This is a genomic window from Xanthomonas hortorum pv. pelargonii (assembly GCF_024499015.1).
Taxonomy (GTDB): Bacteria; Pseudomonadota; Gammaproteobacteria; order Xanthomonadales; family Xanthomonadaceae; genus Xanthomonas; species Xanthomonas hortorum_B.
This window is the reverse complement of sequence record NZ_CP098604.1, coordinates 3,320,238-3,341,894: the sequence shown is the minus strand read 5'-3', so window position 1 is coordinate 3,341,894 and position 21,657 is coordinate 3,320,238. Positions and strand designations below refer to the sequence as shown.

Annotated in this window: 19 protein-coding genes; 3 read left to right on the top strand and 16 right to left on the bottom strand. The window is 64.9% G+C overall.

Annotation, left to right across the window (positions count from 1 at the left end; translation table 11 throughout):
• Window positions 1–29 precede the first annotated feature (29 nt).
• From hslU to NDY25_RS14570, 8 genes are all read right to left on the bottom strand, one after another.
• Window positions 30–1,397: an ATP-dependent protease ATPase subunit HslU gene (hslU, locus tag NDY25_RS14605; protein WP_043889451.1), complete on the bottom strand. Its 1,368-nt coding sequence runs from the start codon at window positions 1,395–1,397 to the stop codon at window positions 30–32.
• 109 nt (window positions 1,398–1,506) lie between these two features.
• Window positions 1,507–2,058, bottom strand: coding sequence for an ATP-dependent protease subunit HslV (gene hslV, locus NDY25_RS14600; RefSeq protein WP_006451318.1), 552 nt, complete (start codon window positions 2,056–2,058; stop codon window positions 1,507–1,509).
• A gap of 381 nt (window positions 2,059–2,439) precedes the next feature.
• The gene (xerC, locus tag NDY25_RS14595; RefSeq protein WP_168958671.1) at window positions 2,440–3,357 is read right to left on the bottom strand and encodes a tyrosine recombinase XerC; all 918 of its coding nucleotides are present in this window, start codon (window positions 3,355–3,357) and stop codon (window positions 2,440–2,442) included.
• A 79-nt stretch (window positions 3,358–3,436) separates the two neighbouring features.
• The gene (locus NDY25_RS14590; protein WP_006451316.1) at window positions 3,437–4,108 is read right to left on the bottom strand and encodes a DUF484 family protein; all 672 of its coding nucleotides are present in this window, start codon (window positions 4,106–4,108) and stop codon (window positions 3,437–3,439) included.
• Complete coding sequence (gene dapF / locus NDY25_RS14585; protein ID WP_168958672.1) at window positions 4,108–4,959, bottom strand: diaminopimelate epimerase; 852 nt, start codon at window positions 4,957–4,959, stop codon at window positions 4,108–4,110. The genes NDY25_RS14590 and dapF overlap by 1 nt, the downstream gene beginning before the upstream one ends.
• Window positions 4,949–5,203, bottom strand: coding sequence for an LPS translocon maturation chaperone LptM (gene lptM, locus NDY25_RS14580; protein ID WP_168958673.1), 255 nt, complete (start codon window positions 5,201–5,203; stop codon window positions 4,949–4,951). The genes dapF and lptM overlap by 11 nt, the downstream gene beginning before the upstream one ends.
• A gap of 39 nt (window positions 5,204–5,242) precedes the next feature.
• On the bottom strand, window positions 5,243–5,641 hold the full coding sequence (locus NDY25_RS14575) for a YbaN family protein (RefSeq protein WP_168958674.1): 399 nt from the start codon (window positions 5,639–5,641) through the stop codon (window positions 5,243–5,245).
• Between the two features lie 160 nt (window positions 5,642–5,801).
• A complete protein-coding gene (locus NDY25_RS14570) occupies window positions 5,802–7,943 on the bottom strand; it encodes a S9 family peptidase (RefSeq protein WP_168958675.1) in 2,142 nt (713 codons plus the stop codon).
• Window positions 7,944–8,280: 337 nt separating this feature from the next.
• Between NDY25_RS14570 and NDY25_RS14565 the strand changes: the two genes are divergently transcribed.
• The gene (locus tag NDY25_RS14565) at window positions 8,281–9,465 is read left to right on the top strand and encodes a pyridoxal phosphate-dependent aminotransferase (protein WP_168958676.1); all 1,185 of its coding nucleotides are present in this window, start codon (window positions 8,281–8,283) and stop codon (window positions 9,463–9,465) included.
• 623 nt (window positions 9,466–10,088) lie between these two features.
• Here the strand turns inward: NDY25_RS14565 and NDY25_RS14560 are convergent.
• Together NDY25_RS14560 and NDY25_RS14555 are read right to left on the bottom strand one after the other, a co-directional pair.
• Complete coding sequence (locus NDY25_RS14560; protein ID WP_168958677.1) at window positions 10,089–12,182, bottom strand: prolyl oligopeptidase family serine peptidase; 2,094 nt, start codon at window positions 12,180–12,182, stop codon at window positions 10,089–10,091.
• 71 nt (window positions 12,183–12,253) lie between these two features.
• Entirely contained in the window at window positions 12,254–12,565 is a 312-nt protein-coding gene (locus NDY25_RS14555) for a hypothetical protein (protein ID WP_168958678.1), read from the bottom strand.
• 245 nt (window positions 12,566–12,810) lie between these two features.
• Here NDY25_RS14555 and NDY25_RS14550 point away from each other — a divergent pair, with 245 nt between their 5' ends.
• Window positions 12,811–13,380 carry a lipocalin family protein gene (locus NDY25_RS14550; protein ID WP_006451608.1) on the top strand — a complete coding sequence of 190 codons (570 nt, stop codon included), beginning with the start codon at window positions 12,811–12,813 and terminating at the stop codon, window positions 13,378–13,380.
• A gap of 78 nt (window positions 13,381–13,458) precedes the next feature.
• Here NDY25_RS14550 and NDY25_RS14545 read toward each other — a convergent pair whose 3' ends face one another.
• The gene (locus NDY25_RS14545) at window positions 13,459–14,424 is read right to left on the bottom strand and encodes a helix-turn-helix transcriptional regulator (protein ID WP_006451607.1); all 966 of its coding nucleotides are present in this window, start codon (window positions 14,422–14,424) and stop codon (window positions 13,459–13,461) included.
• 448 nt (window positions 14,425–14,872) lie between these two features.
• Between NDY25_RS14545 and NDY25_RS14540 the strand changes: the two genes are divergently transcribed.
• Window positions 14,873–15,673, top strand: a complete 801-nt coding sequence (locus NDY25_RS14540) for a DUF481 domain-containing protein (protein ID WP_006451606.1) — start codon at window positions 14,873–14,875, stop codon at window positions 15,671–15,673.
• A gap of 197 nt (window positions 15,674–15,870) precedes the next feature.
• Here the strand turns inward: NDY25_RS14540 and hemC are convergent, their stop codons facing one another.
• The 5 genes from hemC to mdoH all read right to left on the bottom strand — a co-directional run bounded on the left by hemC (window position 15,871) and on the right by mdoH (window position 21,526).
• Complete coding sequence (gene hemC, locus NDY25_RS14535) at window positions 15,871–16,785, bottom strand: hydroxymethylbilane synthase (protein ID WP_074058319.1); 915 nt, start codon at window positions 16,783–16,785, stop codon at window positions 15,871–15,873.
• A 159-nt stretch (window positions 16,786–16,944) separates the two neighbouring features.
• On the bottom strand, window positions 16,945–17,676 hold the full coding sequence (locus tag NDY25_RS14530) for a LytR/AlgR family response regulator transcription factor (protein ID WP_168958679.1): 732 nt from the start codon (window positions 17,674–17,676) through the stop codon (window positions 16,945–16,947).
• Window positions 17,677–17,706: 30 nt separating this feature from the next.
• Complete coding sequence (locus NDY25_RS14525; RefSeq protein WP_168958680.1) at window positions 17,707–18,759, bottom strand: sensor histidine kinase; 1,053 nt, start codon at window positions 18,757–18,759, stop codon at window positions 17,707–17,709.
• A 4-nt stretch (window positions 18,760–18,763) separates the two neighbouring features.
• A complete protein-coding gene (locus NDY25_RS14520) occupies window positions 18,764–19,429 on the bottom strand; it encodes an alpha/beta hydrolase (protein WP_168958681.1) in 666 nt (221 codons plus the stop codon).
• A gap of 159 nt (window positions 19,430–19,588) precedes the next feature.
• On the bottom strand, window positions 19,589–21,526 hold the full coding sequence (gene mdoH / locus NDY25_RS14515) for a glucans biosynthesis glucosyltransferase MdoH (protein WP_168958682.1): 1,938 nt from the start codon (window positions 21,524–21,526) through the stop codon (window positions 19,589–19,591).
• Between the last annotated feature and the right edge of the window lie 131 nt (window positions 21,527–21,657).

The following is a 21,657-nucleotide window of genomic DNA, read 5'->3' as shown; positions in this document are numbered from 1 at the left end:
GGGCCTTTGCGTTGCAACACCCTGCATCCCTAAAGGATGTAGCGGCTCAGATCCGGATCCTGCACCAGCTCACCCAACTGCGCATCGACATACGCCGCGTCCACGGCGACGCTCTGTCCATCGCGATCCGGGGCTTCGTAGCTGAGCGTATCCAGCAAGCGCTCCAACACCGTGTGCAGACGACGCGCACCGATATTTTCCTGGCGCTCGTTGACCTGCGCGGCGATCTCGGCCAACCGGTCCACCGCATCGGCGCCGAAGGTCAAATTGACGCCCTCGGTTTGCAACAAGGCTTCGTACTGCTTGATCAATGCCGCCTTGGGCTCGGTGAGGATGCGCACGAAATCGGCCTTGGTCAGTGCGGTCAACTCCACCCGGATCGGGAAACGGCCCTGCAATTCGGGAATCAGATCGCTGGGCTTGGCCAGATGAAACGCGCCCGACGCGATGAACAGGATATGGTCGGTCTTGACCGTGCCGTACTTGGTCGACACGTTGGAGCCTTCCACCAGCGGCAACAGATCGCGTTGCACACCTTCGCGACTGACATCGCCACCGGTCGAACCGGCTTCGCCACGCTTGGCGACCTTGTCGATCTCATCGATGAACACGATGCCGTGCTGCTCGCAGGCTTCGATCGCCGCAGCACGCACGTCGTCTTCGTTGACCAGCTTGCCGGCCTCTTCTTCGATCAGCAGCGGGCGCGCGGCCTTGATGGTGAGTTTGCGCTTCTGCGACTTGCCGCTGCCCAGATTGGAAAACATCTGCCGCAGCTGCTGGCCCATCTCTTCCATGCCCGGCGGGGTCATGATGTCCATGCTGGCATTGACCGCGACTTCCAGTTCGATCTCGCGCTCGTCCAGCTCGCCATTGCGCAGCATGCGGCGAAACTTGATGCGGGTTTCGTTGTCTTGCGACGATGGCTCGTTACGCGCGGCCTCCGGGTCGAAACCAATCCCGGCGGCACGTCGCGGCAACAACGCGTCCAGGATGCGGTCTTCGGCGCGTTCTTCGGCCTGGTTGCGCACACGCACCTTGGCCTGCTCGCGATACAGCTTGACCGAGGTGTCGGCCAGGTCGCGAATGATCTGCTCCACGTCCTTGCCGACGTAGCCCACTTCGGTAAAGCGCGTGGCTTCCACCTTGACGAACGGCGCATTGGCCAATGTGGCCAAACGTCGCGCGATCTCGGTCTTGCCGACGCCGGTCGGACCGATCATCAGGATGTTCTTGGGCATTACTTCGTTGCGCAGTTCCTCGGGCAACTGCATCCGGCGCCAGCGATTACGCAGCGCGATGGCGACCGCACGCTTGGCATCGTGCTGGCCAACGATATGACGGTCGAGCTCCTGCACGATTTCGCGCGGAGTCATGGTTGAGGTATCGGGATTTGGCATTGGGAAGTCGAGAATTGGGAATGGGGAATCGTGGGGCAAGAATCAAGAACCTATATCGTTAGAGTGGAGACGAAACCGCTGTTGCGATTCCCGATTCCCCACTCCCGAATCACAGCTCTTCGACCACCACATTGCGATTGGTATAGATGCAGATATCGCCAGCGATGTGGATCGCTTCGGTGGCGATGGTCTTGGCGTCCAGTTCGGTGTGCGCCAGCAACGCGCGGGCGGCCGACAAGGCGTACGAACCGCCGGAACCAATCGCGATGATGCCGTCTTCCGGCTCGATCACATCGCCCGTTCCGCTGATGATCAGCGAGGTCTCTTTATCGGCCACTGCAAGCAGGGCTTCGAGCTTGCCAAGGCGGCGCTCGGTGCGCCAATCCTTGGCCAATTCCACCGCTGCGCGGGTCAGCTGGCCGTGCTTGTCGAGCTTGGCTTCGAACAACTCGAACAAGGTGAACGCGTCGGCGGCAGCGCCAGCGAAACCGGCCAGCACCTGCCCCTCGCGGCCGAGCCGGCGCACCTTGCGCGCGTTGCCCTTCATGACGGTATGGCCAAGCGTGACCTGACCATCGCCAGCGACGGCGACATGCCCACCACGCCGGACCGAAATGATGGTGGTGGCGTGAACGATGTTGGGATTCTGGCTGGGGTCCATGGGTCCTCCGGGGGTTTCCAATGAGGTGGGGACGCCCCTGCCGGGTTCAAGCATGCTGCGCGCATGTGCTGCGGGCGGCTGATGCAGCGCGCTCAGACGGCAGGAGTGCGAGCGCACTGCTTGGACATGTCAGTGTGCGCGCGCTTCGCCCGCACTCACTCATCTCGGCGTTGGCGCAGGAAATCCTCGATGACGTTGAGCGGCGCTGGCGCTCGTACCCTCACCCCAACCCCTCTCCCGCCGGGAGAGGGGCTTAACAGCGTCATGCGTGCAGTGGTCGCTCAGCGACGTGCATCAACTGCACGCGACTGTACACAACTCAATCGGCGACCTCCTGCGCTGCACACCACTCAATCCGCGGCTTCCGGCACTAGGCACCACTCACTCATCAGCTTTCTTGCGCTTGGCACGCGGATGCGCGGCGTCGTAGACCTTGGCCAGATGCTGGAAATCCAGATGCGTGTAGATCTGCGTGGTGGCGATATCCGAGTGGCCGAGCAACTCCTGCACGCCGCGCAGATCGCCGGACGATTCAAGAATATGGCTGGCAAAACTGTGCCGCAGCATATGCGGATGCACGTCCTTGAACATGCCCTGGCGCACCGCCAGTTGCTTGATGCGGATCTGTACCGCACGCTGCGAAATCGCACCGCCCGCACGGCCGGGGAACACATGCGTTTCGGCACGCCCGCCGCTATCGCGCAGCCACGCGCGCAGTGCGGTGATCGCATGCGACCCCACCGGCACCAGGCGCTGCTTTTCGCCCTTGCCCAGCACCATCACCAGGCCGCTCTCCAGATCCAGATCGCGCCAGCGCAGCGCGCATAGCTCACTCAAGCGCAGGCCGGAAGAATAGAACAGCTCCAGCAAGGCGCGGTCGCGCAAGCCCAGCGGCGCATCGGTCGGGACTTCGACCAGGCGCACCGCCTCATCGGCATCCAATACCTGCGGCAATTTGCGCGGCGCCTTGGGCGCACGCATCGCTGCTGCCGGGCTGGCCGCAATGCGGCCATGCTTGAGCAGCCAGGCGTAGTAGCTACGGCATGCCGAGAGCCGGCGCTGCAGGCTCTTGGGCGACAGACCGCGTCGATGCTCGGCAGCGACGAACTGGCGCAACTGCGCGCTGGTGAGTTGCGCGCTGTCCAGCAGCGCAGCATCCAATGGCGCGCCATCTTCACTCTTTTGCTCGGCCGCCCAGCTCACCAACGCAGCCAGATCGCGTCGATAGGCATCCAGCGTGTGCGCAGACACCTGCCGTTCGACCTGAAGATATGAAAGAAAGTCTTCGACCGAAGACATCTTTAAATTCCTCGCTGCCGCGCCATCGGAGCAACCATCCACTGCAGGTCGCTCGCATCGGCGCGCCCTGCAATGCGCATCATGCGTCGAAGCGTTGCAGTGCGACGCTCAACGATTCGCCCATCATGCGCAGGAACAAGGTGCCCATGCCGGGATAGAAGCGATTGGCATCGCTGCTGCCGACCGCGATCAGGCCGATGCCGGGCAGCGGCAGCAGCGCGGTGGATTGCACCTCGGCGGCTTGTTCGGCATACAGCAACGCATGTTTTTCGGTCTGCAGGCGGCCGCAGATCGGCTCGCCGTCGCTCAGACAATCGCGGAACGGCGCCAAGCGCGCGTCATCGGCGGCGATGACCTGCAGCCAGTCGGCGTCCAGTCCGGCGACCGGCGTCAGCAACACCAGCCGCACCAGTTCGCCATTGAAATCTTCTGCCAGCGAGGCCGCCATCGCCTTGAGCGTGTCGGCCGCGCTGGTCTGACGCATCAGCGCCAGCGTCAGTTGATGCGTGCGCACCGCCAGGCGCTCGTTGTCCTGGGCGTTGTGGCCAAGTTCGTGCAATCGCCGCGACAGCTCACGATTCTTGTCGCGCAACACTTCCAGCTGATAGGTGGCCAGCGAGGCGGTCGGGCCGTCGTCGCGTGGTACCAGCAAACTCACCGCAAGATCCGGGAACTGTTTGAGGAAGGTCGGATGGCGTCGCAACCATGTGGCCACTTCGTGCGCGCTGAATTTATCCACGCTCTCGCTCATCAGTTCCACTCTCCATCGAAAACGAACACGGCCGGGCCGGACATCACCACTTCCTGCTGATCGCCGGCCCAGCGGATGCGCAGCTCGCCACCGGGCAAGGACACCCGCACATCGCGTTCCACACGGCCGCGCTGCATCAGCACCACCGCCGCCGCGCACGCGCCACTGCCGCAGGCCAGGGTTTCGCCGACGCCGCGCTCGAACACGCGCAGACGCACATGCGTGGGCTCGACAACTTGGACGAAACCAACGTTGACCGAATCGGGAAACGCGGCATTCTGCTGCAACAATCCACCCACGCGCTCCACCGGCGCAGCATCCACGCGACCCACCTCGATCACGGCGTGGGGGTTACCCATCGACACCGCGCCAAAGCGCACGGTCTCGCCGTGCACCGGCAGCGCGTATTCCTCGCGCGCATGTGCAAAGCCGGCCAACGGGATCTGCGTGGGCTCGAAGTGCGGCACGCCCATCGCCACCGCATAGGTGCCGGCGTCCAGACGCTGCACGCGGTGCGCGGTGAACGGGCTGTCGATGACGAATTCATCGCCCTGCGCCGTGCCATCGCGCACCAACCAGGCGGCGACACAGCGCGCGCCGTTGCCGCATTGGCGCGCGGCCGAGCCGTCGGAATTCCAGATGCCGTAGGCGGCCACCGCCTCGCTGCTGCGCGGCGCTTCGATGGTCAGGATCTGGTCGCAGCCCACGCCAAAGTGGCGGTCGGCCAGACGTGTGGCCAGCGCGGCATCCGGCGGCGGCGTGCCGTCGCGCAGGTCCAGCACCACGAAATCGTTGCCGGCGCCATGCATTTTGGTGAAACGCAGACGCTCGCTGCGACCGTCAGCGCTCATTGCCGCGGCTAGCGGGCTGGTCGGTGGTGGACGCGGGCTTGGTGTCGGTGTCGACCGGCACTGGCGCCGGCGTCGACTCGTCCAGCGGTTGCGGCGCATCCGGCGGCTGCGGCACAGGCTGGGCTTCCACCGGCACCGGCTTCTGCGGCATCACCAGTGGGCCCTTGTTGCCGCAGGCGGCAAGCAGGACAAAGGTCGCACCAACCAGTGCGAGGCGAACGGATGGTCGGGACATAAGGCTCATGCACCGAAGTATAGCCAGAACACCCTGACTGCCGTGCGCTCAGGGCGCGGTGGGCAGCGCGCGCGGTGGCGGCTCGGGGCGCAGCCACAGCCAGATCGCCACCACCGCCATGCTGCCGATCGACAGGCATTTGACCCAGAACACCGGCACGCACCACAGCATGATGCCGGCGCAGATGGTCATGGTGAGCGTGGCCATCCATTTGGCCTTGCGGCTGACCGCGCGATAGGTCTGCCATTCGACGATGGCCGGGCCGAAGCGCGGATGCGAGAGCAGCCAGTTGTGCAGACGCTCGGAGCCATGCGAGGCGGCCCAGGCGGAAATGAGGATGAAGACGGTGGTCGGCAACCCGGGCACAAAAATACCGACGATGCCGGTGGCCAGGCTGGCGTAGGCCAGCAACCACCAGGCCCAGCGGAATCGAGTCGGTCGCGTCATGGGTAAATGATACGGCCAGTGGGGGGTGAGGTGGTCAGCGCCCCCCTTCTCCCACCGGGAGAAGGTGCCCGAAGGGCGGATGAGGGTACGTCTGCACGCAGGAACTGGAGCCCTGCTCTTACCAATCCCAAATCCCGACTCCCCAATCCCCGCCCCTCACCTACTTGACCCCAAGCTGATCCAGCACAAACGCATACGATTCGGCCGCCTCGCGGTAGCGACGGAAGCGGCCGGATTTGCCGCCGTGGCCGGCTTCCATGTTGGTGCGGAACACGATCGGCTGGGTGCCGGTGTTGTCGTCGCGCAGTTTGGCGACCCATTTGGCCGGTTCCCAATACTGCACCTGCGAATCCCACAAACCGGTACCGACAAACATTGCCGGATATGCCTGTTTGCGCACGTTGTCGTACGGCGAGTACGACAGCATGTAGTCGTAATAGTCCTTGTTTTCCGGGTTGCCCCACTCGTCGTATTCGTTGGTGGTGAGCGGGATGCTGGCGTCGAGCATGGTGGTGACCACGTCGACAAACGGCACCTGCGCCACCATCACGCGGTAGTCCTGCGGGGCCATATTGGCCACGGCGCCCATCAGCAGGCCACCGGCGCTGCCACCGGATGCGGCGACGCGATCCTTGGCTGCATAGCCCTGCGCAACCAGCCCACGCGTGACATCGACGAAGTCTGTGAAGGTGTTCTTCTTGTGCAGCAACTTGCCGTCGTCGTACCACTGCCGGCCCATCTCCTGGCCGCCGCGGATATGCGCGATGGCATACACCACGCCACGGTCCACCAGGCTGATCGCCGGCAGATTGAACGCCGGATCCATCGACATGCCGTAGCTGCCATAGGCGTACTGGAACAGCGCGGCAGTGCCGTCCTTCTTGAAACCCTGCTTGTAGACCAGCGACACCGGCACCTTGACGCCGTCGCGCGCAGCCACCCAGACGCGCTCGGTGACGTACTTGCTGGGGTCGTAGCCGATCACCGGCTGCTGCTTGAGCAACTTGCGCTCGCCGGTCTGCGTATTGAGTTCGTACGTCGTTGCCGGCGTGGTCAGCGAGGTATAGCTGTAACGCAGCCAGGCCGTGTCAGGCTCGGAATTGATCGCCAGGCCCATCGAATACGCCGGCTCGTCCGCCTTGACGTATTGCGGTTCCCCCGCAAGAGCCCGCACATCCATGTGCGGACTGTTGAATTGAAGGCGTACGCGTTCCAGCCCGCCGGAGCGCTCTTCGATCGCCGTAAAGCCATCGAACAGCTCAAAATTTTCGATGTAGACGTTGTCGTCGTGCGCCACCCAATCGGTCCACTGCTTGCGCGTGGTCGCATCGGTGGGCGCAGTCACCAGCTTGAAGTTCTTGGCGCCATCGGCATTGGTGCGGATCACCCAACGGCCATCGAAATGCTCGGGGTGATACTCGACATCGCGCTCGCGCTTGGCCAGCACGGTGAAGCGCTCGGGCTTGTCGGCCGGCGCGTAGCGCGATTCTGACGACACCGTGCTTTCCACGCCGATGACGATGTACTTGTCGTCGCGGGTGCGCGCAATGCCCATGTAGAAGCTGTCGTCCTTCTCTTCATAGACCAGCACGTCGCTCTTGGAAGGCGTGCCCAGCACGTGCTTTTTCACGCGCACGGTGAGCAGCGTTTCCGGGTCGTTTTCGACATAGAACAGGGTCTTGTTGTCGTCGGCCCAGACCACGTTCGCGGCGACGCCTTCCACGGTGTCCGGGTAGATCTCGCCGGTGTCCAGATTCTTGAAACGGATCGTGTACTGGCGGCGGCCCACGGCATCGTCGGCCCAGGCCAGGATGCGATTGTCCTGGCTGACTTCCGCATCGCCGACACTGAAATAGCCCTTGCCTGCGGCCATCTGATTGACGTCCAGCAGGATCTCTTCCGGCGCCTCCATGCTGCCCTTGCGGCGCGCCTGGATCGGGTAATCCTTGCCGGCTTCGAAACGGGTGTAATACCAGTAGCCACGTGCGCGATACGGCACGCTGGCGTCGTCCTGCTTGATGCGCCCGACGATCTCGGTATACAGCGTGTCTTCCAACGGCTTCAGCGGCGCCATCACCGTGTCGGTGTAGGCGTTCTCGGCGTTGAGGTAGGCCAGCATCGCCTTGTCTTGCCGCTTGTCGTCGCGCAACCAGTAGTAATCGTCGTTGCGGGTGGCTCCGAACGGGGCCTTGACCACATGCGGGTGCTTGGCCACGTCCGGCGGCGACGGGAGAGCTGCGAAGGCGGAAGGAACAGAGGTGGTCATCAGGCTGGCGATCAGAAGAGTCAGGACAGGCTTCATCAGATTGGGGTCCGTTGGATGAACGCAATGCCATCCCAGCGCCCGAGTGTAGAAGAGACCGGCGCGCAGCGTCATGTGCCAGGAGATTGGTCCCGTGCGGAACGGCGCAGTTGCGATGTCCGGGATCTGGATGATCCTGTGCTGCCTTGTGGCAGGCAGGGCAGCGCCCGCTCGATCCTGATGGCCGTGCGTGTCTGCGCGCAAGGACTGCGCTCGCATTCGGCTGGCACGCACCTGGTCCCGATAGTTATCCATGGTTCCGCACGCGCCCAAACACGCGGTGATCTTTGCCGCGCGGTAACAAAACCTGTGCACTGGCTGGTCTACCATCCTGCCGATGGATACCATGCCTCCGCACTCCTCCGGTTATAGCCGTCGCAGCCAGGACATCGCGCCGTTCCATGTGATGTCGCTACTGGCACGCGCCAACGCGCTCGAACAGGCCGGCCACGATGTGATCCACCTGGAAATCGGCGAACCGGATTTCACCACCGCCGCACCGATCGTTGCCGCCGGACAGGCCGCATTGGCCGCCGGGCACACCCGCTACACCGCCGCACGCGGCCTTCCTGCACTGCGCGCAGCCATCGCTGGGTTTTATGCGCAGCGCTATGGCTGCGACATCGATCCGGAACGCATCCTGGTCACGCCCGGCGGTTCCGGCGCCTTGCTGCTTGCCAGCAGTCTGTTGGTCGACCCGAACAAACACTGGCTGCTCGCCGACCCCGGCTATCCGTGCAACCGGCACTTTCTGCGCTTGGTCGAAGGCGCCGCACAACTGGTGCCGGTCGGCGCGGACACCGATTACCAACTGACCCCAAACCTGGTGGACGCCTGCTGGAATGCCGACAGCGTCGGCGCACTGGTCGCCTCGCCGGCAAACCCTACCGGCAGCGTGCTGTCGCGCGCGCAACTGGCTGCGTTGTCGCAGACCTTGCATGCGCGCGGCGGCCACCTGGTGGTGGACGAGATCTATCACGGCCTGACCTATGGCATGGATGCGCACAGCGTGCTGGAAGTAGACGACGGCGCCTTCGTATTGAACAGTTTCTCCAAGTATTTCGGCATGACCGGCTGGCGCCTGGGCTGGCTGATCGCCCCACCCAAGGCGGTACCCGAACTGGAGAAACTCGCACAGAATCTCTACATCAGCGCCTCCACCATCGCCCAGCACGCCGCCCTGGCCTGTTTCATGCCAGAAAGCATCGCCATCTTCGAAGCCCGCCGGGCCGAGTTCCAGCAACGCCGCGATTATTTACTGCCGGCCTTGCGCGCATTGGGTTTCAAGATCGACGTCGAGCCGCAAGGCGCGTTTTATCTGTACGCCGATATCAGCGCATTCTCCGGCGATGCCCAGGCCTTCTGCGCCCATTTCCTGGAAACCGAACATGTCGCATTCACCCCCGGCATCGACTTCGGCTTTCATCGCGCCAATCAACACGTCCGTATTGCGTATACCCAAAGTCTGCCGCGCCTTGAGCAGGCGGTAGAGCGGATTGCGCGTGGTTTGAGACATCTTTGATTGCGCGACGCGTGATTTGCACGGTCAATCTCTGCAGCTGCGTTTAGCCGCAGCAGCGCGCTCATTGCAGTCGATATAGACAGCCATAGCTGCTGTTTTTCTGCCTCCGAGCTTTTTTGTTCTTTTGCTTTTGCGCTTCTGTTTTTGCGCTTTTGCTTTCTGGCTGCTGGCTTGTGCCTCCCCTCGCCCTAGAGCGAGCCGAGCACCGCAGCCACGCGTGGCCGAAGAGGCGCCCTGTCTGAGCGTAGCGAGTTTGGGCGCCGTGCCGCGTGTGGCGAGGAGCGCAGGGCACCGGTGCGGCTCCATCGCACCGGATCGCGTCGGGCGACATGGTTTTGGTTACTTTTGCCGAAACAAAAGTAACCCGCGCCGCAAGGCGCGGAAGCCTTGCCTTGGCCTTGGCTTTGCCTCAAGCCTCTGCTCGAGACTCTACTTCCGTAGTTGCTTCATTGAGCAAGCATCAACTATCGCGTGCAAACCGTACCCTCATCCGCCCTTCGGGCACCTTCTCCCGCAGGGAGAAGGAAGCACAAAAAAGCCCTGAGCCAATCGACCCAGGGCTTTCTTCAGAGCAAGACACAACGAAAGCAACTCGACTTACAGAACCACTTCCGGCCGGCGTCTCAATCGGCCAACCGCTCCCACAGGAAGCTGTAGGCCAGCGCCGCCATATGCGCCGCCTGCGCATTGTTGGCCGCACCGCCGTGGCCGCCCTCGATGTTCTCGTAGTAGGTCACGTCCTTGCCGGCCTCGATCATCTTGGCTGCCATCTTGCGTGCGTGGCCCGGATGCACCCGGTCATCGCGCGTGGAAGTCAGGAAGATCACCGGCGGATAGGTCTTCTTCGCATCGAATAGGTGATACGGCGAGAAGGTCTGGATGAACTTCCAGTCGTCGGTATCCGGGTTGCCGTATTCGGCCATCCACGAGGCGCCGGCCAACAGATGGCTATAGCGCTTCATGTCCAGCAATGGCACCTGCACCACCACCGCACCGAACAGTTCCGGATACTGGGTGAGCATGTTGCCGGTCATCAGGCCGCCGTTGCTGCCGCCCTGCACGCCCAGATGCTTGGTCGAGGTGATCTTGCGGGTGACCAGGTCCTTGGCCACCGCAGCCATGTCTTCATAGGCCTTGTGGCGATTCTGTTTGAGCGCGGCCTGATGCCAGCGCGGGCCGTATTCGCCACCGCCACGGATGTTGGCCACCACATAGACGCCGCCCTTTTCCAGCCAGGCGCGGCCCATTGAGCCGGAATAGTTCGGCGTCATCGAGATTTCGAAACCGCCGTAGCCGTACAGCAGGGTCGGTGCACTGCCGTCGAGCTTCAGGTCCTTGGGACGCACCAGGAAATACGGCACGCGGGTGCCGTCCTTGCTGGTGGCGAAGTGCTGTTCGATGCTGTCCTTGCCGGCATCGAAGAACGCCGGCATGGTCTTGAGCGGTTGCGGCGCGCTGCCCACCTCCACCCACGACAACGTGGTCGGGGTCAGATAATCGGTGACGGTCAACCACAGCGCTTCGCTGTCGTCGCTGTCCACCGCGCTGACATCCACGGTACCGAACGCCGGCGCACCGACGAAGGCGCTCTTCTTCCAGCCATCCTGCGAGGGAGTGACCACGCTCAGGCGGTTCTTGACGTCTTCCAGCACGTTCAACACCAGGTGCGACTTGGTCCAGGCGATGCCGGCCAGCGAGGTGGTGTCGGTGGGCTCGAACAGCACATCGAAATTGCGCTTGCCCGCCATGAAGTCGTCAAACCGCGTCGCCAGCAACGAGCCGGCCTTGTAGGTCTTGCCGCCCACCGTCCACGGATCGCGCAGTTCCAGCGTCAACCATTCGCGCTTGACCGCCTTGCTGGCCGAGTTGGGCGCATCCACCTTGACCAGCTTGCCGTCGGCGCCCTTGAAATACAGCTCTTCGTTGTAGAAGGCCAGCGTGCGGCTGACGAAATCGCGCTCGAATCCGGGCGTGTCGTCGTGCATGGCGGCGATGTACATATCGGTCGGCTTGCCTTCGTACACCACCGTGGCTGCGCTCAGCGGGGTGCCGCGCTTCCACTGCTTGGCGATGCGCGGGTAGCCGGAGCTGGTCAGCGCGCCGGGGCCGAAATCGGTGTAGACGTAGACGGTGTCCTTGTCGACCCAGCCCAGGCCGCCCTTGGCTTCCGGACGGAAGAAGCCGTCCTTGACCCACTGCTTGCCGGCCAGATCGAACTCGCGCGTGACATCGGCATCGGCGCCGCCGCGCGACAGCGCGATCAGGCAGCGCTGGTAATCCGGGCGCAGGCAGTCGGCGCCGTGCCAGACCCAGTTCTCGCCTTCGGCCTTGTTGAGCGCATCCAGATCCAGCACGGTTTCCCACTTGGGCGCCGGCTTGCGGTATTCGTCCAGCGTGGTGCGCCGCCACAGCCCGCGCTCGTGCTGCTTGTCCTTCCAGAAGTTGTAGTAGTACGGGCCGATCTTCTGGACGCCGGGAATCTTGGCATCCGAATCCAGCACTTCGCGGATGCTGGTTTCCATCTGCGTGAACGCTGGCGTGGCGGCCAGCCGCGCTTCGGTCTTGGCGTTTTGCGCCTTCACCCACTCCAGCGGTTTGGCGCCGGTGACATCTTCCAGCCAGGCGTAGGGATCGTTGGACACGGCGGTTTCCTCTGCAGAGACGGCGCCAGCGGTGATCAGGCCGGCAACCAGGCAGATCGAGGCGAATTTGGACATGAATTTTCCGGAAGAACGAGCGGACGGCCGGACCGTAGCACAGCCCTCCGCCCGCCCGACCCTGCCGAAGGTCAGGCCGCGCGCACCTGTGGCGCGGTTCGCGAAGCGTTGCGTCGGCGCTGCGCCTGTGGCCCGCGCCGACGTGGCGCAGCGCGTCGCGTGCCGGGCCGCAGCAGGGTCGGCAACGCGAACCGGTGCAGGCTCCACCAGGCCAGCATCGGCATGCCGACCAGCCACAGCGGCAGCCAGCCAATCCACTCGCTGTGGCCGCGCGCGGCCGGCCACACCAGCACCAGGGCCAGCCCGGCCAGGGCAATCTGCCGGACCGGGCGCAGCACGCGCGGGTCGGGACGTTCGGAACGAGCGGTAGGACGATGCGACATGGCGGCACTCCGTGGCAGGTAAGGATCACAACAGGCCGGCAGGATTGCCTGCGCCCATCTCACCGACTGCGACCTGGCCGCGTCGCTGCGAATACGGATGCGATCGCCGCCACCAATCCAGGCACCTGCGCCCACCGCTCAGGCGGACAAAACGCAGCCACCGACGCCAGACACGACCGTTGACGCGAACTTGCCCCCTGCATGAGGTAGTGTGCTGACCCAACCGCCCCTTTCGTGATGTTGCGATGCGCCTGACCGTTTCGATCGCCCTCGCTTTCCTGCTCGTCCTCGGCCTGCCCGTGGCGCATGCCAAGGACACACCAACCGACGAACCAGCGGTCGATCTGTCCAAGATCATGGGCACCTGGTATGTGATTGCGCGCATGCCCAACCCGGTGGAACGCGGTCATGTCACCAGCCGCGACGAGTACACCCTGGTCGAAGACGGCAAGGTGGCGGTGCGCTATCTGTATCGCGACGGTTTCGGCGAGCCGGAAAAAGAAGTCAGTGCACGCGCCTCGGTAGACGCAGAGAGCGGCAACCGCGACTGGCGGGTGTGGTTCTACAAGGTCATCCCGGCCAAGCAGCGCATCCTGGAAATCGCACCGGACGGTTCCTGGATGCTGATCTCCTACCCCGGCCGCGACCTGGCCTGGATCTTCGCGCGCAAGCCGGACATGAGTCGCGACCAGTACCGCAAGCTGGTCGACAAGATGCGCGACGATTATTCGATCTACACCGACAAGCTCAAACGCGTGCCGCAGCTGCGCGAGCAGGTGGATCGTTTGGGCTTTGAAGTGCCCAACAAGCGCTGAGGCCACGCGTGGAGCGGCGGCTTCTGCAAGCCGTCCGCAGCCGCTTGACGAGTGCCCGTTACGTATTGCGCGTCACGCTCAGTCGTAGTTGCTCAGCGCCAGCGACAGCAGCGCCTTGGCCTGTTCGCGCAGCGACACCGGCTCGACGATTTCCGCATCCGAGCCGTAATGCAGCACGTCCATCAGCAGTTCGCGTGAGTTGCTGTACGGCACTTTGAGCTCGTAACGGCCGTCGGGCAGAAAGCGCCCCTGCTGCTTGGAATGCCAGTGCTCGTCGGCGACCCAGCGCGCGGCCTTGGCACTGAAGGCGATCGTCGCCCAGCCCTTGGGCGCGCCCGAAAAAATGCCGTAGCTGGCCGCCAACTGCTCGTCCAGCTCGCTGTCGGGCACATCGCGCGGCACGGTTTCGAGCAGGCGCGCGTGATTGATGCGGTCCACCGCAAAACTGCGCACGCCGTCGCGGCCGTGATCCCAGGCGTCCAGATACCAGTTGTCGCGGTAATGGGTGATGCGCTGTGGGGAGACGATGCGCTTGGTGGATTCGTCGGTGGAGCGTGCGCGGTAGTCGAAGCTGAGCTGCTTGCGCTCCAGCACGCCCGAGGCCACGGTGCGGAAGCTCGCTTCGTCCAGCTTGCGCCCGCGGTGCGGAATCACCCGTACCCGATCCACCGGCCATTGCGAGACGCCGGCCTGGGCAGCCAGCAACCCCTCGATGCGTTGCTGCAGCGGCGCCAGCATCGACGACAGCACCCCGCCGCCGGTGCGCGCGAGCAATTGCTGCGAGGCCAGCAGCGCGTGCAGCTCTTCCGAGCTCAACCACAGGCCGGGCAACTCGAAGCGGTCGCTTTCACCGGACAGATAACGAAAGCCGGATTCGCCATCGCCTTCCACCGGCGCCATCAGCGCATCGCGCAGAAAGGCCAGATCGCGATACACGGTTGCGCGGGAACAGCTCAGCTCATCCTGCAGCCGCGCCACCGTCACCGGGTAGCGCGCCGACTTGAGCAAGCGATGCAGGGAGTTGATGCGTTCGTAGCGGTCCATGCGTGGATTATGTCCGAGTCTTTGCGCGGCAGGGTGAGCGTCGATTGGCAGACTGCGCGAAATCGCAGCACGACGGATCAAAAGCTGCAACGGCGAGGCGCCACCTGCGCGTGGCTACCGGCTCACCCTTGCGATGCGTCCGCCTGGCCCTGGCCGGGCGGACGCTGCCGCGTCCGTGCTGACGGTCATGGGTGCGATGCCAGCCATTCGCCGAATGCATTCGATCGCGTGATACCGCCGATGGCCTGCTGACGGCGATGAGCCCTTGAAATGGTTTCCCGCTGATGGCAGCGGCACAACAAAGACGGTTTCTATCCACGGTCTCGGCGGCCAGCGACCGAACCGCCAATGAAGCGCGGCGTTCACCTAGTCATGACGCAGCCGCCCAGTCCGTTATCATGAAATCGCTTCCACCTCTTTCGCCCCTGCCTTCCAAAGCGAGCCGCCCATGCCCCGCCGTGCCCCGTTGTCTGCCCTGCTGCCGCTGTTGTTGATCACGCCTACCGTCTGGGCCCAGGCAGTTGCACCGGCGCCGGTGGACCCCGCTGCCGCTGTGATGCCGTCGCCGTGGAGCGGGAGCAGTGGCGAGCTCGGCTACGCCGCCGCCCACGGCAACAGCACCACCGACAGCCTCAATGGCCGGGTCCGCTTGCGCTATACCGATGGCGACTGGATCCACAGCCTGGATGCCACCGCGCTGCGTTCCAGCTCGGAATACACTAATACCAACGACGACGGCAGCACCGAACGCGAGCGCCAGACCACCGCCGAGCGCTACACCGGCAGCGTGGGCAGTGCGTTGCAGCTGGGCGAACACCGCCAGCTCACCGCCACCGGCCGTTACGAACACGACGACTTCGCCACCTACGATCGCCTAGCCACCTTCGGTATCGGTTACGGCACGCGGCTGATCAACGCCGACCGTTTCTATCTTGATGCACAGGTGGGCCCGGGTATCCGGCGCGCGCACAACAGCGACGAAGATCGCAACGAGACCGGCCTGATCGGGCGCGGCCTGTTCGACCTCAAATACACCGTCACCGACAACACCGACCTGATCAACACGCTGCTGGTGGAATCGGGCGAATACAACACCTATGCGCAGAACGATTTCGGCGTGCAGGTCAGCATGAACTCGCACTTTGCGCTCAAGGCCGCGTGGCAGATGCGCCACAACAGCGAGGTCAGCGAAGGCGACAAGAAGACCGACACGCTGACCACAGTCAACCTGGTCTACACGTTCAAGTAAGCGACCGCGAAGGTAGGAGCGGCCTTGGCCGCGAGGGTTTTACCGGTAAAGCCTCTCGCGGCCAAGGCCGCTCCTACGAGGAGCAGGCATTGCGTGAGAGCGGGCATTGCGTGCGTGGTGGCAACGTTGGAGCCTGCGCCGGAGTCGATGCAGGCCGCGTTACAGGTCAACGCTTGCGGCGCGGGTCGCCGGCCGCGTTAGAGCTCCGCCAACAACTGCGCGGCGCCCTTGTCGAACAGGCCTTGCGCGACCAGGCGGCCGAGTGCTTCGGTGTCCTCGGCGCTGCCGTGCGCCTCGGCGTGGATCAGGCGTCCGTCGCTGGCGCTGCCGACCATGCCCTGCAGAAATAGCCCGTCGCCTTCCCAGCGCGCGAACGCGGCCACCGGCACATGGCAACTGCCATGCAACGCACGATTCATCGCCCGCTCGGCTTCCACGCAGGCGCGGGTGCGGCCGGCATCCAGCACCGCCAGCAGGCCGTGGATGTGCGCATCGTCGCCACGGCATTCCACCGCCACTGCGCCCTGGGCAGGTGCCGGCAACCACTCCGGCACGTCCAGTCGCGCGGTGATGCGTGCATCGAACCCGAGCCGCTGCAAACCGGCGCAGGCCAGCACGATGGCGTCGTAACCGCCGTTATCGAGTTTGGCCAGGCGGGTGTTGACGTTGCCGCGCAGGTCGATCAGTTCCAGATCCGGGCGCGCGGCGCGCAACTGCGCCTGGCGCCGCAGCGAAGAGGTGCCCACACGTGCGCCCAGCGGCAGCGCCTGCACGGTGGCGTAAAGGTTGGACACCAGCGCATCGGCCGCATCGCCACGCTCCATGATCGCCGGCAGCACGAACGGCGCGTCCAGTTCCATTGGTACGTCCTTGAGCGAATGCACCGCGCAATCGGCCTCGCCGCGCAGCATCGCCAGCTCCAGCTCCTTCAGGAACAGGCCCTTGCCGCCGATCGCAGCCAGCGAGCGGTCCAGCACTTCGTCGCCACGGGTGCTCATCGGCACCAGCACGACCTCCAGCCCGGGATGGTGCTGGCGCAGCGCGGTGGCGACGTGTTCGCTCTGCCAAAGGGCGAGCGGGCTCTTGCGGGTGGCGATGCGGAGCGTGGTCATCGGACCATTATCCCGGACCGGACGCGTAACGCCTATCCGGAGCGCAAGCAGGCCCCACGCGGTACCCGCGCCGCTGACGGCCAACACCTCTCATCCCAAGCGGCATGGCACACGTTGATGCAATTACCTGAGCAAGCTGGCCCACACAAACGACACGCGCTAACGCAATTGCTCGCGCAGGCTGGCCACGCAGCGGCGGCTCACTTCCAGGGGTTGCGGCACATTGCGCAGCACTGCGTGCACCTGGCCATCGCCGCTGCGGCGCAGTTCCACCAGCTCGGCGCGCGCGACCAGGCAATTACGGTGGATGCGCACCAGGCGGTCGGCGAATTCGTCTTCCAGCGATTTGAGCGACTCTTCGATCAGGTCTTCGCCACGGGTGTGGTGGACGATGACGTACTTCTCTTCGGCCTGCAGGTAGCGGATGTCGCCGATGGCGATCAGTCGCAGGCTGCCGCGCAGACGGGCACACAAATGCGTGCGTAGCGGTGGCGGCACAACGCTGGGCGCGCGCCCGGCCAGAAAGGTCGCCACCTTTTCCAGTGCGGCGGCCAGGCGCTCCGGGCGCACCGGCTTCATCAGGTAATCCAGTGCGGCGGCGTCGAAGGCCGACAGCGCGTGCTGGTCGTAGGCGGTGCAGAACACCACCGCCGGCGGTTGCTGGCCTTGGCGCAGCAGGCGGGCGGTTTCCAGGCCGTCGACGCCGGGCATGGCGATGTCCAGGAGCACCAGATCCGGATGCAGGTGCTGGCATTGCTGCAGCACCTGCTGGCCGTTTTCGGCCTCGCCGATCACCTCGACGTGCGGATGTTCGCCCAGCAGCATGCGCAGGCGCTCGCGCGCCAGCGGCTCGTCATCGGCGATCAGCACCCGCACTTGCGTGGCCGTCATGGACTCCCCCTCGCTGCCGTGACTTTCCCCTCACGGCAGCGGCAATGTGATCTCACAGGCATAGTAGCCCTCAGCCCAGCTGGCCGCCATCCGTGCCCCGGCCCCGAACTGAAACGCCAGCCGGTGCGAGATGCTGGCCTGGGCGTGCCCGGCGCCGGCAAGCAGCGGCAACTGCGTACCCGGCTGCGGGGCCGGATTGACGATGCGGATCTGCAACTGGTTGCCGCGCTGGCGCAACGACAGGTACAGCGTACCGCCCTCGGGCAGGCGCGAAATTCCGTGCAATACCGCATTTTCCACCAGCGGTTGCAGCACCAGGCGCGGCATCGGCAATTCCCACGGCAAGGGTTCCTGGCGATGCCAGCGCACCTGCAGGCGTTCGCCCAGGCGCAGCGATTCGATCGCCAGATAGCGCTCGGCCAGTTCGCATTCGGCGCGCAAGGTGGACAGGCCTTCGCCGGCACCGAGCGCGGCGCGGAACAGATCCGACAGATCCAGCACCGCCTGCTCGGCCACCACCGGATCGCGCCGCAACAGGCTGGCGATCAGATTCATGCTGTTGAACAGAAAATGCGGGCGGATGCGCGCCTGCAAGGCATCGGCCTGCGCGCGCGCATTGGCCTGCACCTGCGCTTCCCAGCGGTCGCTGATATAGAAATAGCGCAGCGCCAGCGCGGTGATCAGCACCACCGTGGCGGCACTGCCGAGGGTGAACCGCCAGAAGCCCACCAGCGGCCCCAACGGCGCCTGCCCGAGTACCGCATACAGGCCGTGCACGATGCCGGCGCCGAGCATCGCCACGACGGCGGCGATCGATAACGCAGTCAAGCCGCCCAGCCTGGGCGGCAGCCGCGACAGGCTGGGCCGCAGCACGCACAGCAGCACGGTGACGGCCAGCGCCAACCACAACGCCAGACCGCTGGCGGACACGAAACGCGACAGCGTGATGCTGCGCGCCGCGCCGGCATCGGGCACCAGCGTCACCACCAGCACCACCAGTTCGGCCAGCCCCAGCATCGCGCCCAATCGTGGCAGCCGGCACAGGTCCGGCATCCAGGCGATCTGTGGCGCGCGCGGGGCCATGCACTCAGGCGGCGGTGAAGCGCGCCTGCATCCAGTTGCGCAGCGCCTCGATCTCTTCCAGGCAGACCTGATGGCCCATCGGGTAGGTCTGCCATTGCAGTTCAAAGCCGAGCGTGCGCAAGGTCTGTGCGCTCTGTTCGCCGGCACCGAACGGCACCACCGGGTCGGCGCTGCCATGCGCCATGAACACCGGTTGGCGAGTGGCAGCCGGCTGCACCTGGCTGGCGGCGGCAGTCGGGTCGGGCAGATAGGTCGACAGGGCGATCAGCCCGGCCAGCGCAACGCTGCGCTGCAGACCGACCGCCAGGGTCACTGCACCACCCTGCGAGAAGCCGGCCAGCAGGATGCGCTCGGGCGCGATGCCGCGGGTCTGCTCATGGGCGATCAATGCCTCGATCTGCGCCACCGATTCGGCAATGCCGGCCTTGTCGGCACGATGTGCGAAATCCATGCCGACGATGTCGTACCAACCGCGCATGCGCACGCCGTTGTTGATGGTGATCGGGCGGATTGGCGCGTGCGGGAATACGAAACGCAGCGCCGGCCACTGCGGGCGCACCAGCTCCGGCACCATCGGGGCGAAGTCGCTGCCATCGGCACCCAGGCCGTGCAGCCACAGCACGGCCCACTGCGGGTTCGGTCCGGTCTCGCGTTCGATCACTTCCAACATCGTCCAGCTCCGCTTGCGGGCTGGGCATTATGCCCTGCGACATCGGCCGACCCGATCACGCAGCGGGCAAGCCACGCGTGGCGATCGGTCCGGGCGTGCCTGGCGCAGCCTGCTAGGCACGAATTGCATGCACGGCAGGCCGCGCGCAACGTGCCGCGCTCAGATCAGCGAGGGCTCCAGCGCTGCGGCGCGGCGCAGCTCGGCCGCGCGCACCAGCACCTTGGGCGGGTCGAGTTCTTCGGGAATGCAGAAGATGCCGGCCCGGCGCAGACCCAGGCCGGTGCGGCGCAACGAGGTCAGTGCCACCACCGGAATGGACAAGGCCATACCGATGATCACCGGCGCCATCCAGGCCGCCAGCGACGGCGAGACCACGTAGGCCATCGAGCCCATGAACAGGCCGAATATGGTCAGCCCGCCGTAGCTGCGCAGCAGCGCCGGCCATGCCAGCTTGCCGTCGTCGCGCACCTGTGCGTCCCAACCCGAATCCTTGCCGGCCAGCACTTCGAACACGCCGCGCGACTGCAGATACATCACCACCGGCGCCATCAGGGCCGCCAACACGGTTTCCAGCAGGATGCTCAGCATGGCGCGAAACGCACCGCCGCAGGCACGCAGTTCGCGCGGGTTGAGCAGCAGTGCGATATAGCCCAGCAGCTTGGGTGCAAGCAGCACGAACATGGTGCAGGCGAAGATCCAGATCGCGTTGCCTTCGCTGCTGCCGTGCCAATAGCGCGCCGGCGAGAACGGCAGGCCCTGGGCCAGGTCGATGCCGGCCCCGGCCAGCGGAATGCCGATGCCGATCAGCATCAACATGCCCCACATCGGCGCGGTGAAGTAATGCCCGATGCCGATCATCATGTGCATGCGGCTGATCCAGTGCAGACCCTTAGCGCCGACGACCTTGGCGTGCTGCAGGTTGCCCTGGCACCAGCGACGGTCGCGGATCAGCAGGTCGGTCAGCGTGGGCGGGCCTTCTTCGTAGCTGCCCTGTAGGTACGGCACCATGTGCATGGCCCAGCCGCCGCGCCGCATCAGCGCCGCTTCGACAAAATCATGACTGAGTACATGCCCGCCGAACGGCTTGCGCCCGCGCAGCGCCGGCAGGCCGGCGTGATCGGCAAAGGCCTGGGTACGGATGATGGCGTTGTGGCCCCAGTAATTGCTCTCGGCGCCATGCCACCAGGCCACGCCAAAAGCGATGATCGGCCCGTACACGCGGCCACCGAACTGCTGCATGCGGGCAAACAGGGTCTGCCCGTTGACCACCGCCGGCAGGGTCTGGATCAGCCCCACATCCGGGTTGTTTTCCATGCCGGCGACCAGCCGCACGATGGTGTCGCCGGTCATCACGCTATCGGCGTCCAGGATCAGCATCTGCGGGTAGCTGCCGCCGAAACGACGCACCCAGTCGGCCACGTTACCGGCCTTGCGCGCGGCGTTGTCGGCACGGCGGCGGTAGAAGATGCGCCCATGCCCGTCGACGCGATCGCACAGCTCGTTGTAGACCAGTTCTTCGGCAGCGCCGATGTGTTCGCGGGTGGTGTCGCTGAGCACGAAGAAGTCGAAGTGCTCCAGCTGGCCGGTCTCGGCCACCGATTCGTAGATCGCCTGCAGGCCGGCCAGCAGCCGGCGCGGGTCTTCGTTGTAGGTGGGCATCAGCAACGCGGTGCGGGTGTGCAGCGTCGGCAGCGGTGCATCCGGGTCGATGCCGAGCTTGCGTCCGGCGCGCGCCACCACGGTGACAAAGCCGGCCACCGCGCTGGCGAAGGACATCGCGATCCAGGCAAACAACAGTATGAACAGCCCGAGCAGGCAGCCTTCCAGAACGCTGATGCCGCCGGGCCACAGCACGCTGAGCATCACCCACACCGCCACGGCGGTGGTGGCGAAGGTGCCGCCGATCAGATAGAAACGCCGCACGCCGATACCGACCGGCGCAGTACGCTGATGCGGCACCTGCAGGCTGCCTTTGCGCAGGTCTTGTTCGGGCATCGCCAGCGGCGCTTCGGGCGGCAGCGTGGGCTGGCCGGCGTCGAGGACGGAGATGGAGGGAAATTCGGTAGGTGCGGGAGAAGAAGTCACAATGCCGTCCATCAAGGCTGCCCGTCGCGCGAAGGCGACAGCGCGAGCTGAAACGGGAGATCCATCCCCGCTATGTAAAATGCCGTTGCCACACGCACCGTGTCGTGGGCGAGCCCGACGGTGTGCGACCACGTCGCAGGTTT